This is a genomic window from Tahibacter amnicola (genome assembly GCF_025398735.1).
GTDB lineage: Bacteria > Pseudomonadota > Gammaproteobacteria > Xanthomonadales > Rhodanobacteraceae > Tahibacter > Tahibacter amnicola.
The window spans coordinates 3,652,340-3,669,308 of sequence record NZ_CP104694.1; the positions used below are offsets into that span (position 1 = coordinate 3,652,340).

Genomic DNA, 16,969 nt, shown 5'->3' on the forward strand with positions numbered 1-16,969 from the left:
GGTGGCTGCCATGAAGCGGCGACCAAGGGCTTGAGAGAACGAACGTCATGGTCGATTTCGTCGAATACGTGGTTTCGGAGCTGAAAAGCAAGCGCCTTGGCAAAGCCAATGCGTTGGCGCTGATACAGCAGTTCTTCGCGCGCCGCACGGCGCCGGCGCGGCTGCATCCGCTCGTGCACGCCAACGTGTCGACCCTGAACCAGCAGCGCTACCGCGCGTGTCTGACCGGCGAGGAATTCTTCCTGCGCGACCACCGGGTGCGAATGCCGTCGGGCGACGCTGTCGCGGTGCTACCGGGCGTCGCCTATCTGGAATTGGCGCGCGCGGCGATCGTCGATGCCGTGCCCGAGCTGTCCGCCTCGTCCCTGATGGCGTTCGAGAACGTGCTGTGGCTTTCGCCGTTCGCGGTCGAGGGCGCACGCGAAATCTTCATCGACATCGACGCGGACGAGGACTTCCTCGAATTCTGCGTATTCAGCGAAGCCACGGGCGGACCACGCACCGACCATGCATCCGGTCGCGTGCGCTTCTACGATGGTGCCGCGGCGGCCACTCTGGATCTTGCCGAACTGCGCGCCGCGATGGTCAGGGACCATTGGGATCGCGAAACGGTGTATCGCGAGTACGCGCGACTCGGGATCGAATACGGCCCTGCGCATCGGGGCATCACCGGCCTGGACAGCGGCGACGGCCGTGTCCTGGCCGATGTCGCGCTGCCCGACGTGCTCGCAGGCGAGGACAACGCCGCCTACGTCCTGCATCCGGCGCTGATCGACAGCGCGCTGCAGGCGGCGATCGGGCTCGGCGCGCGCGACGCGCTGCGGTCCGATCCGATGCTGCCCTTCGCGCTGGATTCGCTGTGCATCCTGGGCGACTGCGGCTCGCCGTTGCATGCTTTTGTTCGCCGGGCCGATGGATCGCCCGAAGACGCCGCCCAGATCACGCTCGACCTGGACCTGTGCGATGCGGACGGCACTATCTGCGTGCAGATGCGCGGGTTCTGCGCGCGCCGCCTCGACACCGCAGGCGCCGCTCCGCGGGATGGAGCCGAGGTTCAAACGCTCGTCGCCGTGCCCGGATGGAGCGAACTGCATCCGCGCGGTGCCGCAACATCCGCGCCTGATATGGCGCATCGTCGCGTGCTGCTCTGCGATATCCACGTCGCAGACCCTGCCGCACTGGCGTCGATCCTGCCCGGAAGCATCGTCGAGACGCTCGTTGCAGCCGAAGCCGGTAACCCGGCCTTGCGCTACGAGGCCATCGCGCTGCAGGTGCTGGAACGTCTGCAGAGTGCGTTGAAGCAGCCTGCCGGTGAGAAAACGCTGATCCAGTGCGTGATCGCGGATACCGCGGAAGACCGGCTGCTGGCCGGATTGGGAGGAATGCTCAGGACGGCGGCACTGGAGAATCCGTCGGTGACGATCCAGCTCGTCATCGTCGAGGCCGAGGTCACGCAGGAACGGCTCGCTGCCGATCTGGCCGAAGCCTTTGCGCAGCCGCAGCGATCGCCGCTCCTGCTCTCCGGACAGGGCTGGCGCTCGCTCGACTGGACGGTGCTGCCGCCGCCCTCCGAGGGCGCATTCAACCCGCTCTACAAGGAGGACGGCGTTTACCTTGTCACCGGCGGCCTCGGTAGCCTCGGTAGTCTGTTCGGGCGAGAGATCCTCGCGCAGGCGCAGGGTGCGCAGGTCGTGCTGACCGGCCGTGCCGCACCGGACGACGTTGGCGCCCGCCTGGATGAATACGGATTCGGCCAACGCCTGCACTATCGCCAGCTCGATCTCGCCGATGCCGCACAGTGCAGGCGCGTCGTCGACGAGATCGGCAGCAGCATCGGCACAATCCGCGGCATGCTGCATTGTGCCGGCGCGCGCAACGACGACTTCATCATCAGGAAGACCAGTGGCGATGCAGCCGCCGTGCTCGGACCGAAGGTACGCGGCACGTGGCATCTCGACGAGGCGACCGGGCACCTGGACCTCGACTTCTTCGTGCTGTTTTCGTCCGGTGTGTCGGTGTTCGGCAATGTCGGCCAGGCCGACTACGCGGCCGCGAACGGCTTTCTGGACGCGTTCGCCGCGTTCCGCGAAGCGCGCGTCGCCCAGGGCCAGCGCTCTGGCAGGACGCTGGCGATCAACTGGCCGCTGTGGGACGAGGGCGGCATGCGCCCCGACGCCGAGAGCGTGCGCGGGCTGGAAGCCCGGACCGGGATGACGCCGCTGCGCAGTGCATCGGGCATTGCCGTGTTCCGCAGCGCGCTGGCATCCGCTCACGCGCAAGTGCTGACCGTCGAGGGCGAGGGCCGTCGGTTGCGTCGCCTCTTCGAAGCGCTGCCGCCCGTCGTCGCGCGCCGCGAGCCTACGCCCTTTGCCCTGCATCAGTCGGCGCCGGCGCAGGTCGCGCCGGCCGCCGCGGCATCGCCGGTGGGCGATCTCACCGCGCAGACCCGCGACTTCCTGCGCCGGCAGTTCGCGCCGATCCTGAAGATCGCGCCCGCGCAAATCGACATCGACGAGGCGCTCGAAAACTACGGCATCAACTCGATCGTGGCGATGAGTTTGACCGCCCAGCTCGAGAAGCATTTCGGTCCCCTGCCGAAGACGCTGTTCTTCGAGTACCAGACGATCGCGGCGCTCGGCCAACACCTCGTGCAGGCGCACGGGGCGGATCTGCAATCGCTGCTGTCGCCGGGCGCCGAGACTGTCGTCGCGCCGACTGCACCGCGCCCCGCTGCGCCCATGCCCGGCATTGCGCGTCAGGACGCGCGGCCGGCGCTGCGCGGCAAGACGGGCGCGGTACTGCTGCGTCGCGCCCAACCCGGCCGGGCGACGACGTCCGAACCGATTGCGGTGATCGGATTGAGCGGCCGCTATCCGGAAGCGGAGACGCTGCAGGACTACTGGCGCAACCTGCGCGACGGAAAGGATTGCGTCGTCGAAGTTCCCGAATCGCGCTGGCGCTGGCAGGACTATTTCACCAGTGACCGGGAACAGCCCGGCCACTACAGCAAGTGGGGCGGTTTCATCCAGGGCGTCGACGAGTTCGATCCGCAGTTCTTCAACATCTCGCCCCGCGAAGCGCCCTACATCGACCCGCAGGAACGGATGTTCCTGCAGCACGCATGGATGGCGATCGAAGACGCGGGTTATTCGCGCAAGAGCCTGTCCGTGCCACGTGCGGACACCTTGCCCGGCCAGGTCGGCGTCTATGCCGGCGTGATGTACGGCGAGTACAACCGCTCGGGCAGCCTTGCCAGCATCGCCAACCGGGTGTCGTACGTGCTCAACCTGCACGGGCCGAGCATGACGCTCGATACCATGTGCTCATCGTCGCTGACCGCGATTCACCTGGCCTGCCAGGACCTCAAGCTGGGCCGCACTGACATGGCGCTGGCCGGCGGCGTCAACCTCAGCATCCATCCCGACAAATACAGCATGCTGAGTGCGGGCCAGTTCATTTCCAGCGACGGCCATTGCCAGAGTTTCGGCGAAGGCGGCGATGGCTATATTCCGGGCGAAGGCGTGGGCGTGGTGGTGCTCAAGCGCCTGTCCGACGCCGTGCGCGACGGCGATGCGATCCACGCGGTGATCCGCGGCAGTGCGCTGAACCACGGCGGCAAGACCAACGGCTACACGGTACCGAATCCGCAGGCGCAGGCGGCGGTGATCGCCGATGCGCTGAAAGACGCCGGCGTGGATGCCCGTCACGTCAGCTACATCGAAGCACACGGCACCGGCACGAAGCTGGGCGATCCGATCGAGATCGCGGCGCTCGGCAAGGCATTCCGCGAGTACACCGCGGATACCGGGTTCTGCCTGATCGGTTCGGCGAAATCGAACATTGGTCACTGCGAGTCGGCAGCGGGGATTGCAGGGTTGACGAAGGTGATCCTGCAGATGAAGCACCGGCAGATCGTGCCGTCGCTGCATTCGGAGCGCCTGAACCCGAACATCGATTTCGGTGCGACGCCGTTCGAGGTGAACCAGCGGCTGCGCGATTGGGATACACCGGTTATCAACGGCAGACCGCTGCCGCGGATCGCGGGACTGTCCTCGTTCGGCGCCGGCGGCTCGAACGCGCATTTCGTGATCGAGGAATATGCGGGTGGCGAATCGATCGCTGATGCGAGCATCGGCATCCTGCCCGGCGCGCAGGTGATCGTGCCACTGTCGGCGCGCACGCCCGAACAACTGCTACAAAAGGCGCGGGATCTGCTGGCCTTCCTGCAGGACGCGTTGGAAGCGGGTCGCCCGGTTGATCTTGCCGCGCTCGCGTACACCCTGCAGGTCGGCCGCGAAGCGATGGATGAACGCCTGGCGTTCGTCGTCGATTCCGCGGCACGGCTGCAGACTGTCCTCCGCCGATTCGTCGAGCGGTCCGCCGTCGACGGCGACGCGGACAGCGGCTATCGCGGACACCCCAAGGCACACAAGGAAATGCTGGGCCTGTTCGCCGCGGATCCCGACTACGAAGAAGCGCTCGACAAGTGGATCGCGCAGCGCAAGCTCGCGAAGCTGGCGGAGCTGTGGACCAAAGGCTTCAATCTGGACTGGCGCAAATTCCACGGCAAGCAAACACCGTCGCGGATGCACCTGCCGGCCTATCCGTTCGCGAAGGAGAAATACTGGATCGACCCCATCAAGGGGCTTTTCTCCAACGTCATCGCTTCGGGGGCTGCTTCCAGGACCGGCGCTGCGAGCGCGGCCACGGGGAAGGCATTGCATTCGCTGCTGCACGAAAACACCTCCGATCTGGATCAGCTGCGTTATTCGTCGCTGTTTCAGACGGACGATCCATTTGTCGATCACTCCGACGGCGACGGCGCGCGGCTGCCGTCTTCGGTGCTCCTGGACATGGCGCGCGCGGCCGTCGCCTGCGCCAGGCGTGCGTCGCCAACCACAGCGACGGTCGAACTGAGCGACGTGCGCTTCGCGGAACCCTTCCGGGTCGACGGCGCAACTGCGCTGCACATCACGCTGTATCCGTCGAGCGAACACGACGCCGTCGACTTCGACATCTTCAGTGGCGAAGCCGAAGAAGAATACGTGCACGCGCAGGGCCGCGGACGACTGCTGTCGACGCAGGCTGGTACGCCGGCTGAAGCGGAGATCGAAGCCGCACCGGTCGCATTTGTCACCGCCCCCGTGCTGGAAAAGCCCCGTGCCATCGTGCTGTCCGAGCCCGCCAGGGTGCCGGCGATCGTCGGCGGTCTGCTGCCGAAGCCAAACGCGTCGCGCCTGGCGACGCTGGGGGCGACGACGCCTTCAGCTACTGCGATGCCCGCTGCGCTGGCGATGAACGGCGCGACCACCCCGGCGAGCGCTGCCTCGTCGATCGATGTATCACCGAATTCCGTCTCGCGGAACGCCGCGTCGCCCGTCCAGGACGTCCGCGGTTTCCTCAGGCGTTCGCTGGCGCAGGCGCTGTATCTCGACGAGGCAAATATCGACGAAGACCGTCCCTTCGTCGATCTGGGCCTGGATTCGATCGTCGGCGTGGAATGGGTCAAGAACATCAACAAGGGCCTGGGCCTGGAGATCGGCGCGACCCGCGTCTACGACTACGCCAATCTCGCGGCGCTGGGCGCGTTCGTCGAAAGTCAGTTGCCCGCGTCGTCCACCACGCCCGCCAAGCCCGTGCAGGCCGCCGCACGTCCAGCGAGCGTGGCGCAGGCGCTGCCCGCATCCGAAGCGCAGGCGTTGGTCGAGCATGTCCCGGCGGCTCTCCTGCCTGCGCCCGTAGCGCAGGCCGTCGCCGGCGTCGACCACGATGCGATCAAGCGGTCGTTGCGCACGAGCCTCGCGCAGGCGCTGTACCTCGACGAGGCCGCGATCGACGACGAGCGCCCGTTCGTCGACCTGGGGCTCGACTCCATCGTCGGCGTGGAATGGGTGAAGATGATCAACAAGACCTACGGTCTCGAGATCTCCGCGACCCGGGTCTATGACTACTCGAACGTCCAGGCGCTGGCCCGTTTCCTTCAGGGCGAACTCGCGTCGCGTCCGCTGCCGCCCGCGCCGGAGGCATCCGGGCGTGCCGAACCCGTAACGGCGTCGATGCCTACCGCGCGCCGGGAAACGCCGATGCCCGCCGCGCCGGCATCGTTCGCAGCCGCATCGTCCGCGCCGCGCCCTGCGGTGCGGATACCCGCCGGCGACGGCATCCTCCTGCGGCGCCGTTCGCATGCCGTGCGGACACTGCCTCAAGCGCCACCCGTGGCCGCAGCGCAGCGCAACGACGACAAGATCGCCATCGTCGGCATGTCCGGACGCTATCCCGGCGCCGACAATCTTGACCAGCTCTGGCGCAACCTCGCCGAGGGCCGGAACGCGATCCGCGAAATCCCGCCCGAACGCTGGGATGTGGATGCGTACTACGACCCGACACCCGGCAAGCCGGGCAAGGTGTATTGCAAATGGCTCGGCATGCTCGACGGCGCGGAGCATTTCGACCCGATGTTCTTCCAGATCTCGCCGGCTGAAGCCGAGGTCATGGACCCGCAGCATCGCCTGTTCATGCAGGAAAGCTATCGCGCTTTCCAGGATGCCGGCTATTCCAGCGCCGCGCTGAGCGAACGCAAGTGCGGCGTCTACATGGGCATCATGAGCAGCGACTATTCGTTCCTGCTGGCCAAAAGCAATCCGCAGAACATCGAGACGACCAGCAACAGTTTCGCGATCGGTGCGGCGCGCATCGCCTATCACCTGAACCTGAAGGGACCGGCGATCCCCATCGATACCGCGTGCTCGTCCTCGCTGGTAGCGATCCATCTCGCCTGCCAGGCGCTGCTGAACCACGAAATCGACATCGGCCTCGCCGGCGGCGTGAGCCTGTACCTGATTCCCGAAGCCTATCTGGGCATGTGCCGCGCGGGCATGCTGGCGCACGACGGCCAGTGCAAGACGTTCGACAACAGCGCGGATGGCTTCGTGCCAGGCGAGGGCGTGGGCACCGTCGTGCTCAAGCGTCTCAGCGATGCCGAGCGCGATGGTGACAGCATCCACGGCGTGATCATCGGATCCGGCATCAACCAGGACGGCAAGACCAACGGCATCACCGCGCCCAGCGTCAACAGCCAGATCGAACTGCTGCGTGACACCTACCGCCGCTACGCGATCGACGCGTCGTCGATCGACTACGTGGAAACCCACGGCACCGGAACCAAGCTCGGCGACCCGATCGAGCTGGAAGCGCTGTCGACGGTGTTCAAGGAGCACGGCGGCAGCAAGAACGCCTGTGCGCTGGGCGCGATCAAGACCAATCTCGGCCACACCTCCGGCGCGGCCGGCGTTGCGGGTGTGCACAAGGTACTGCTGAGCCTGCGGAACGGGGCTCTGGCCCCGAACGTGAATCTCAGGCAGGAGAACGCGTTGTTCGATTTTGCCGGCTCCCCGTTCTACGTCAGCCGGACGCGTCACGACTGGCCTTCGGTGGCAGGCCGCAGGCGGCGAGCAGCGGTCAGCGCATTCGGCTTCAGCGGCACCAACGCCCACGTGGTCATCGAAGAGTACGTGCCCGCGCTACGTTCGCAGGGCGGCGCTGCGCCGATCGATGCGTCGCCGTCGCCATACATAATTCCGCTGTCCGCGCGCACCGCGGCGCAGCTCGTGGTCATGGCGCAGGACCTGCTCGCGTTCCTTGACAAGGATGCGGCGGGGAAGCCTGATCTGAACAGGCTTGCTGGCAGTCACGCGACAATCGCGTTGCGCGACCTGGCGTACACGCTGCAGATCGGCCGCGACCCGATGCGCGAGCGCTGCGCATGGGTGGTTGAATCCGTTGACGAGCTGCGGACGCACCTGCGCGAATTCCTGTCGACCTCCGGCGGCGGCATCTGCCATCGCGGCACGGTATCGCGAGTGCAGGATGCCGTGATTCCGACCGAAGAGGCCGCCGGTCTGCTGCTCCAGAGCGGACTGCGCCAGTCCGCGGCGCTTGCCGCGCTTTGGGCGCAGGGCGCGAAGATCGAATGGCGGTCGCTCTACGCGGACCACCTGCCGCGGCGGCTTCAGGGTCTGCCGGGCTATCCCTTTGCGAAGGAGCGCTACTGGCCACAGACGGTCGCGGCTCTCGTCCCGGCACCTGCCGCAACGCCGTCCGCGCCTGCGCCGCGGCTGGCGGACAGCGGCGAAGAGAAGCGACCGACCTGCTATGCGCCAGTCTGGCGGGATGCCGCGTTGCCTGCGCCGCAGGCCACCTTCCGGCCCGACGACGTGCTGCTGATCATCGACACCGACGATCAACTGTTCGAGCAGGTCAGGGCGCGCCTGCACATCGCCTCGCCGCTGAAGACCATTCTGCTCGTCCGTCTGGGCCATGCCTTCCGGCAGGACGCGGCCGATCAATTCTGCGTGGACGCAGCGCAACCGCCGCATTTCGAAGCGTTGCTGGAAACACTCAGGCGCCAGGGCCGCACGCCGACCCGGGTGATCCACAACGCGAACGCTGCGCGCCTGCCTGCGCACGCCGGCGAGCGGGCGGACGAAATGGCGGGCGAGGGCATCGAACGCGCCATGAACACCGGTATCGACGCGCTGTTCGGATTCTGCAGGGCGCTGGCCGGTGCCGGCGCGCAGCAGGCGCCGTGCGCGTTCGTGTCGTTCTTCCACGCCAGCGCCGGGTTGAACACGGCGCCGTGCGAGGCACTGGCGGCCTTCTACCGCTCGCTCGCGCTGGAGAACAACCGCTATCACGGCCGCGTGCTGTCGATCGAGCACGACGACATCGATCCCGCGACCACCGTATTCGACACCGTCACAGCACTCATCGACGAACTGCAGACCGCGCCGCAGCGCGAAACCGAAGTCCGCTACCGGACGCACGGCGCCGTCGCGGGGCTGCGCTCGGTGCGCGCGCTCGCGCTGCAGTCGCCCGAACGCGTACCGGCAGGGCCGATGCCGCTCAAGCACGGCGGAACGTATCTCATCACCGGCGGACTCGGTGGTCTTGGCATCCTGTTCGCGCGCCACCTGGCCGAACACTATCGCGCCAGGCTGGCGATCAGCGGGCGCTCGGCCCCGGACGCGCGGTGCGAGGAAGCGCTGGAACAACTGCGTGCGCTCGGTGCGGAAGCGGCGTATCTGCAGGCGGACATCGCCGACGCGGACCAGGCGCGCACGCTGATCGCGGACGTCAGGACGCGCTTCGGCGGGCTGAATGGCGTGCTGCACAGCGCCGGCATCAACGACGATGCGCTGCTGATCCGCAAGGATCGCGCGCAATTCCGTCGGGTGCTGGCGCCGAAGGTCCAGGGCACTGTGCACCTGGATCGGTTCACCGCCGACGAACCGCTGGACGTGTTCGTGCTGTTCTCGTCGGGCGCAGGCAGCTTCGGCAACCTCGGCCAGACTGACTACGCCTACGCCAACGCGTTTATGGACGCGTTCGCCGATCAACGCGAAGCCGAACGGGCGCGCGGCACGCGTTACGGCAGGACCCTCTCGATCGGCTGGCCGTACTGGCAGGGCGGCGGCATGCAACTGTCCGCGGCCGATCTGAAGCGCACCGAGGAACGGACCGGGCTGTGCGCGCTGCCCACCGAGATCGGCTTCGAATACTGGAACACGCTGCTACGTTCCGATCTCCCGCGAGCACTGGCGTTGTACGGCCATCCCTCGAAGATCGCGGCCTACTGTGACCCGTCCAGCATCGCCACCGCTCCCGCGCAGGCCGGTGGAGCGACGATTGACCGCGACATCCTTCTGGCGCAGACCCGCGCCTATCTGTGCGAGCGGGTCAACGCCGAGACCCGGATTCCGGCCGACCGGATCGATATCGACGAACGCTTCGAGGCGTTCGGCTTCGACTCGATCATGATCGGACGCTTCAATGCGGCCTTGGAACAGGACCTCGGCGACCTGCCGAAGACCCTGATGTACGAATACGAAACCGTCGCCGAGCTGGCCACGTATCTCGTCGAGAACGCGGCGGCCGCGCTGGCCGCCAGGTTCGCGGGCGACGGTGCGAGACAGGGCGTCGTCAATGCGGCCGAATCCACAACCGGTGCCACACCATCGACCGCCGCATCCCTGCCTATGCATCCGCAACCGCTGGCGGTTGCCGCACCCGCGACGGATGCGCACTCGGGCGCCGAGCCGATCGCCATCATCGGCGTGCATGCGTCGTTCCCGCAGGCCGACGGCATGGACGCGCTGTGGGCGCATCTGCGCGCCGGCACGGACCTGATCCAACTGGTGCCCGAGAATCGCTGGAACTACGCTGAGTTCTTCGACCCCGATCCCGCGCAGTCCGAGCACGGCAAGATCTATTGCAAGCGCGGCGGCTTCCTCGAGGACTTCGACAAGTTCGACGCCGGCTTCTTCAACATCCCCGATGCCGAAGCGGACATCATCGATCCACAGGAGCGTCGCTTCCTGCAGTCCGCCTGGTCTGCGATCGAAGATGCCGGCTATACGCGGGAACGCCTGAGACAGCGGTATCCGAAAGGCAAGAGCGCTGATGTCGGCGTCTTCGTGGGCGTGACGACCAACTCCTATCAGTTGCTGGCCCCCGAGGCCTGGCAGCACGGTCACATGGTCACGCCCAGCGCGATGCCCTGGTCGATCGCCAACCGCGTGTCCTACACACTGGATCTGCAGGGGCCGAGCATTCCCGTCGACACCGCGTGTTCGTCGTCGCTGGTCGCCGTGCATCTGGCCTGCGAAAGCCTGCGCCGTAGCGAGTGCCAGCTCGCGCTCGCCGGCGGCGTCAATCTGTACCTGCATCCGGCCAAGTACCAGTCGTTCTGCCACCGGCGGATGCTCGCAGTCGGCGACGCCTGCCGCAGCTACGGCGCGGGAGACGACGGATTCATCCCGGGCGAAGGCGTGGGTACGCTCGTGCTCAAGCCACTGCGTCTGGCCGAACGCGATGGCGACACGATCTACGGCGTGATCCGCGGAAGCGCCTACGACCATAGCGGCCGCTCCAGCGGCTACGCCACGCCGAACCCGAACGCGCAGGCGCAGGTCATCGCACAGGCATTGGCCCAGGCCGGGGTGCCGGCGCGCAGCATCGGCTTCATCGAAGGCCATGGCACCGGCACGCGAATGGGCGACAGCCTCGAAGTCGCCGCCATCACCCAGGCCTTCGCACAGCAGACTGCCGACACCGGGTTCTGTGCCCTGGCGTCACTGAAGGCCAACATCGGTCACGCCGAGTCCGCAACCAGCGTCGCGGGCATCGCAAAGATCCTGATGCAGTTCAGGCACCGGCAGATCGCGCCGAGCATCCACGCGGAGGTCGTGAATCCGGACATCGATTTCGCGCGCTCGCCGTGCGTCCTGCAGACGGGCCTGGGCGACTGGGATACCCCGGCGGGCGTCCCGCGCCGGGCCCTGATCAACGCGTTCGGCGCCGGTGGCGTCAACGCTTGCGCGGTACTGGAGGAATATGTGGCCGCGGAATCGGCGGCGTCCTCGCAATCCGACGCGCCCGGCGCCGGCACAGGTGGATCTCTGTTCGTGCTTTCGGCCATGAACGTCGAACGTCTGCGCGAATACGCCTATCAGTACGTCGACTTCCTCGGGCTCAATCCCGGCAGCGATCTCGCGGCGCTGTGCCGCACTGCGCAGATCGGACGCGAGGCGATGCCGCAGCGGCTGGCGCTGGTCGTCGGCAGCGCGCTGGAACTCCGGCAGACCCTGCAGCGCTGGCTCGACACCGATCCGAACCTCCCCGCCACGACGCGGTTGTGGCAGGGCGGACCCGAAGTCCAGCCCGGGTCCGGCTACGCGGCGCGCGGGCAGCGTGAACGCATGCAGACACTGTGCGCCCAAGCCGATCTCGCCGGGCTGGCCGTGTTCTGGACGCAGGGCGGCAAGGTCGACTGGCAGCTGTTGCATGACGCAACCGGCCCACGCGGCGCGCCGCTGCGGCTCGTCGCGGGCGCGCCGGTCTATCCGTTTGCGCGTGATCGGCATTGGGCGGTCGACTTCACCACGCAGTCGGCGGCGCCGGCGAGCACGCCGTCGCGCCTGCATCCGCTCATCTCGCACAATGCCTCGACGTTGCAGCGGGTGTGCTTCGATGCGGCTCTCGTTGCAGACCAGTACTACGCCCGGGATCACAGAATCCAAGGCCAGGCGGTGTTCCCGGGTTCAGGGTTCATCGAAATGGCCTGCATCGCGGCGACTGTCGCTGGAGAAAGGCGTGTCCGCCGGCTCAAGGACATCTATTGGGTCAAACCCCTGTCGCTGGCAGAGCCACAGCACGATCTCAAAATCGGCCTCAGCAATGCGAACGGCGACAGCGTGGAATTCGTCGTGACGACGATCGACGACGATCACGAGAGCGTGGTGCATTGCGAAGGCCGTGCCTTCTTCGACGATCGCAGTGGATCCGAGTCGTCTTCGCGTGAGTCGTTGCCGCAATGGCGTCAGCGCTGCGGCGAAAGCCATGACGGCGAACGGTACTACGCGCTCTTTCAGCGCATCGGGTTCGACTATGGTCCGACGTTCCGGGTCATCGACGAGGTCGCGATCGGCAACGGCTGCGCCTTGGCCAGGCTCGTGCTGGAGCCATCGCTGGCGAAGGATTTCGAGCAGTACGTGCTGCATCCCTGCCTGATCGACGGTGCGTTGCAGACGGTAGTGGCGCTGCTGGCTGCCGATGAAGGCGGCGTGCCGCACCTGCCGTTCGCGATCGACGAGATCGAAATTCTCGGCAGCCTGACGCCGCGCTGCCTGGTGCTGGTGGAACGGTCCAGCGACAACGCCGGCACGAGCGCAGGCATCCTCGTGTTCAACATCCATGTTCTCAGTGAAAGCGGCGAAACGCTCGTGAAGATCACCAACTTCTACGTGCGCGCCCTGGTGCCGTCACCGTCGAGGATCGCGACGAACGAACGTGCGCACCTTTCAATGGCGGTGAATGCATGAAGACCTCGGCACTGATGAGCGCGAGCACTGACTATCCCATCGGCGAGTTCCGCTCGGTGTTCGACGGCACTGAGCCTTTCCTTGCCGACCACATCATCCAGGGGCAGAAGATTCTTCCGGGCATGGCCTATCTCGAGATCGCCCGCGCCGCAGTCGCGGCGTCGGCGCCTCCGGGTGACGACGCGATGCTCGTGCTGAGCGATAGCGTATTCGTCAATGCACTGACGGTGAAGGACCAGCGAACGGTCACCGTCCGCGTCTATCCGGGCGGTGCGGGGCAGTTCGGCGTCGAAGTGAGCACCGAGCAAGGCGTGCATTTCCAGAGTCGCGTAACGGTGCAGAAGACGTCGGAGTACCTGGCCACCAAAGGCTATGCGCCGGTACTGGATATCGCCCGGCTACGTGCCGGGATGACGCGTCCCGGCCCGACGAAATCGGCGTTCTACCAGACCTTCAGGAATCGCGGCGTCGAACTGGGTCCGTCCCATCGGGGCGTCGAGGAAATTTTCCTCGACGGCAAAGGCGAGGGGCTGGCCACGATCCGGCTGCCGGGCTCGTCCGCGCGCGGCATGGTGATGGACGCGGGTGCGCTCGACAGCATCATCCAGAGCGGTCTTGCGCTGGTGGATAATCCCGAAGCGAACGTCGTACCGTTCGCGGTGGTCAACACCCTCGTCGTCGGTGCGCTGACGGACACGATGATCGTCCACATCCGTCAGAGCGCCGACGGAATGCACTATGTCGCGGCCGATGAGCACGGCAATGTGCGGGTGATCATCGAAGGATTCCAGACCCGCGAGATCGATCTGTACGCGAAGCAGGACCGGTTGAGTTTCTATCGTCCGGTCTGGAAAAACGTAATGCCGCCGCACGCCGACAATCTGCCGGTGCGCGTAGTGGAGGTGAGCGGCGACTATGCCGGGGCGTGCAAGGCGCTGCTGGCAGCGGCGCAATCGCTCGCAACGGACAAGCAAACCCGCTCAGCGCTTGAACTGCACGTAGCGGCACACAACCCCACCGCGCGGGGGCTCTGGGCGGCGTTGAAGACGGTGTCGATCGAGCACTCGCAGATCGATGTTCGTCTCAGGTTCGCAGACGCGTATGTGGCGCTGTCCTATGAAGACGCCGACGGCGACATCGGCGCCGAATTCGCCTGGCGCAACGGCACCACTGCGCTGATCAGTGGCGGACTGGGAGCGTTGGGATTGCTGGTCGCGCAGGACATCGCCGAGCATACGACGGGCAGCACCCTGATCCTGCTGAGCCGGCGCACGCCGAATGAGGCGGAGACGGCGCGAATCGAAGCGATTCGCGCATGCGGTGCAAACGTGATTCATCGCCGCTGCGACATTGCGCGGCTCGATGAGATCGAAAAGATCGTCGCCGAGCATCCTGGAATCAGTGTTGTGCTGCACGCCGCGGGGCTCCTCGACGACGCCTTGCTGGTCCACAAGACGGTCGATGCCGTCGACAGAGTACTCGCGCCGAAAGTGCAGGGCATCGAGAACCTCGATCGTGCCACGGCCGGCTGTCCACTCGAATTGTTCATCGCGTTTTCGTCCGTCGCCGGTGCGCTCGGCAACACCGGGCAGTTCGACTACGCAGCCGCAAACGGCTACCTGGACACGTTCATCGAAGCGCGATCGACGCGCGTGCGTGCACGGCAGGCGAACGGCCGTTCTCTCGGCATCAACTGGCCATTCTGGGAAGAGGGCGCGATGCGGATCGACGACGCCAGTCGCGACACGTTGGCCCGGGCTTATGCGATCAAGCCGCTACCGAGTGCGGAAGGCCTGAGAGCGCTGCGTCTGGCTATTGCCTCGCCGCATGCCAATCTGCTGCCGCTCTACGGTCAGAAGAGTGCCCATGCAGCCCTGTTCGCGCCCTCGAAGGCCGTAGCGGTGGACGTGCGGCCGCAGCAGTCTTCGGTCGAACTCGACAAGCTGCAGCGCGAGATCCTGCAGGAGATGCGCCTGCAAGCGGCTCAGCACCTGAAAATGAAGCCGAACCAGATCAACGATACAGAAGACTGGACCAACTTCGGCTTCGATTCGATTCTCATCTCAAGCTTCGTGTCGCATCTGAACAACGTCTACGACCTGAACCTCATGCCGACGGCGATGTTCGAGGCGTCGAACTTGCTACGCTTCAGTCAGTTTCTCGCCGAGAACCATGCGGCAGAAATGCTCAGGAAGTTCGGGGTGAGCGGGGACAAGGCAACCACCCCCGCCACCAGGATCCCGGCGAATACCTCGTCACAACCGGAAATACACGAAGCGTTGGTTTCGGGTGGTGCCACGGTGTCGCAGTTTGCACGCCGGTTCCGCGAAGCCTACCGGAACCGATCCAGCTATCGCGATGAAGACATCGCCGTGGTCGGCATGAGTTGCCGTATCGCCGGCGCGAACAATCCCGACGAGTTCTGGCGCATGCTCGATGAGGCGCGCGACATGATCAGCGAGATCCCACCAGACCGCTGGGACTGGCGTGACTACCCGGGCGTCAGCCGCTGGGGCTCCTTCATCCCGGGCATCAGGGAATTCGATCCGCTGTTCTTTGGCATCTCGCCGGCCGAAGCGATGTACATGAGCCCGGAGCAGAGGCTGATGATGCAATCCGTCTGGGAATGCATCGAGGACGCTGGCTACGGCGGCGACAGCCTCAAGGGCACCAACACAGGCATCTTCGTCGGCTGCGGGCCAAGCAGCTACACCACCATGATGAGCAACGCTCCCATCGAAGCCTATTCGGTGACCGGCACCTTGTCGTCGGTGGGGCCGAACCGGATCAGTTACCACATGGACTGGCATGGCCCCAGCAATCCCATCGACACCGCTTGCAGCAGCTCGCTCGTAGCGGTGCATCGTGCCATCGAAGCCATCCGGGGCGGGCATTGCGAGGTGGCTATCGTCGGTGGTGTAAACGCATTGCTCTCGCCGGACGTGTACATCAGTTTCACGAAGTCGGGCATGTTGTGCGAAGACGGTCGCTGCAAGACGTTCTCCGACAAGGCGAACGGATACGTGCGCGGTGAGGGCGTCGGCATGTTGATGCTCAAGTCACTCAGAGCCGCCCAGCGCGATGGTGACGACATCTACGCCGTCATCAAGGGAGCGGCCGAGAATCACGGCGGACGAACGACCTCGCTGACTGCGCCCAATCCCAATGCGCAGGCGGCCGTAATTCTGCGCGCCATCGAGGATGCCGGAATCGATTTCCATCGTGTCGGCTACATCGAGTGTCACGGCACCGGCACCGAGCTCGGCGATCCGGTCGAGATCAGCGGCTTGAAGACCGTTGCCAAGGAGTTTCTTGACACTGACGCCGCCGCTGAAAAGCAGATCGCCGCGCCCTGTTACCTCGGCAGCATCAAATCCAACATCGGTCACCTTGAGTACGGCGCGGGTGTCGTCGGCGTCATCAAGGTCATCCAGCAGATCCGCCACGGACGAATCGCCAAGAGCCTGCACTGCGACACGATCAGCCCGTTGATCGACCTCAGACGCACGCCGTACAGCGTCGCGCAGCAAGCGGTCGACTGGGTGGTTCCGGCGGGACAGACACGCATAGGCGGGGTCAGCAGCTTCGGGTTTGGCGGCGTGAACGCACACGTGGTCATCGAGGAGTACGTCGACCGCGATGCCGGTCAGGGCGCCGGCGACTCCGACACCGCGCAGTTGCTGGTGTTCTCGGCGCGCAACGTGGACACGCTGTACGCGACGCTGCAGGCCTATCCGGAGTTTCTGTCGAAGACCGACCGCAGCGCCGAGACGCTGCGGCGCATCGCACACACGCTGCAGACCGGCAGGACCGAGATGCAGGAGCGCGTGGCTTTCGTCGCCCGCTCGGTGGACGAGTTCGGCGATCTGCTGGCGGGCTTGCTGCGGGACAAGGACGACTTCTATCACCGCAAGGTTTTCCGCGGCTCGATCCGGACTGGCGGCGGCGACAAGCTCGACCTGGGCGACACCCAGGCGGGCCAGGAATTCATGCGCCGGCTCGTCGAAACCGGCGAGATCGAGAAGATCGCGGAACTGTGGGTCAAGGGCGCGAAGCTCGACTGGCGGATATTGCGTCCCTAGCGACAGCCG

The 16,969-nt window shown here is 65.9% G+C and carries 2 protein-coding genes; both read left to right on the forward strand.

Annotation, left to right across the window (positions count from 1 at the left end; genetic code table 11):
- The first annotated feature begins 47 nt into the window (after positions 1–47).
- Positions 48–12,878 carry an SDR family NAD(P)-dependent oxidoreductase gene (locus N4264_RS14620; RefSeq protein WP_261692982.1) on the forward strand — a complete coding sequence of 4,277 codons (12,831 nt, stop codon included), beginning with the start codon at positions 48–50 and terminating at the stop codon, positions 12,876–12,878.
- Positions 12,879–12,892: 14 nt separating this feature from the next.
- Entirely contained in the window at positions 12,893–16,960 is a 4,068-nt protein-coding gene (locus tag N4264_RS14625) for a beta-ketoacyl synthase N-terminal-like domain-containing protein (RefSeq protein ID WP_261697632.1), read from the forward strand.
- Positions 16,961–16,969 lie beyond the last annotated feature (9 nt).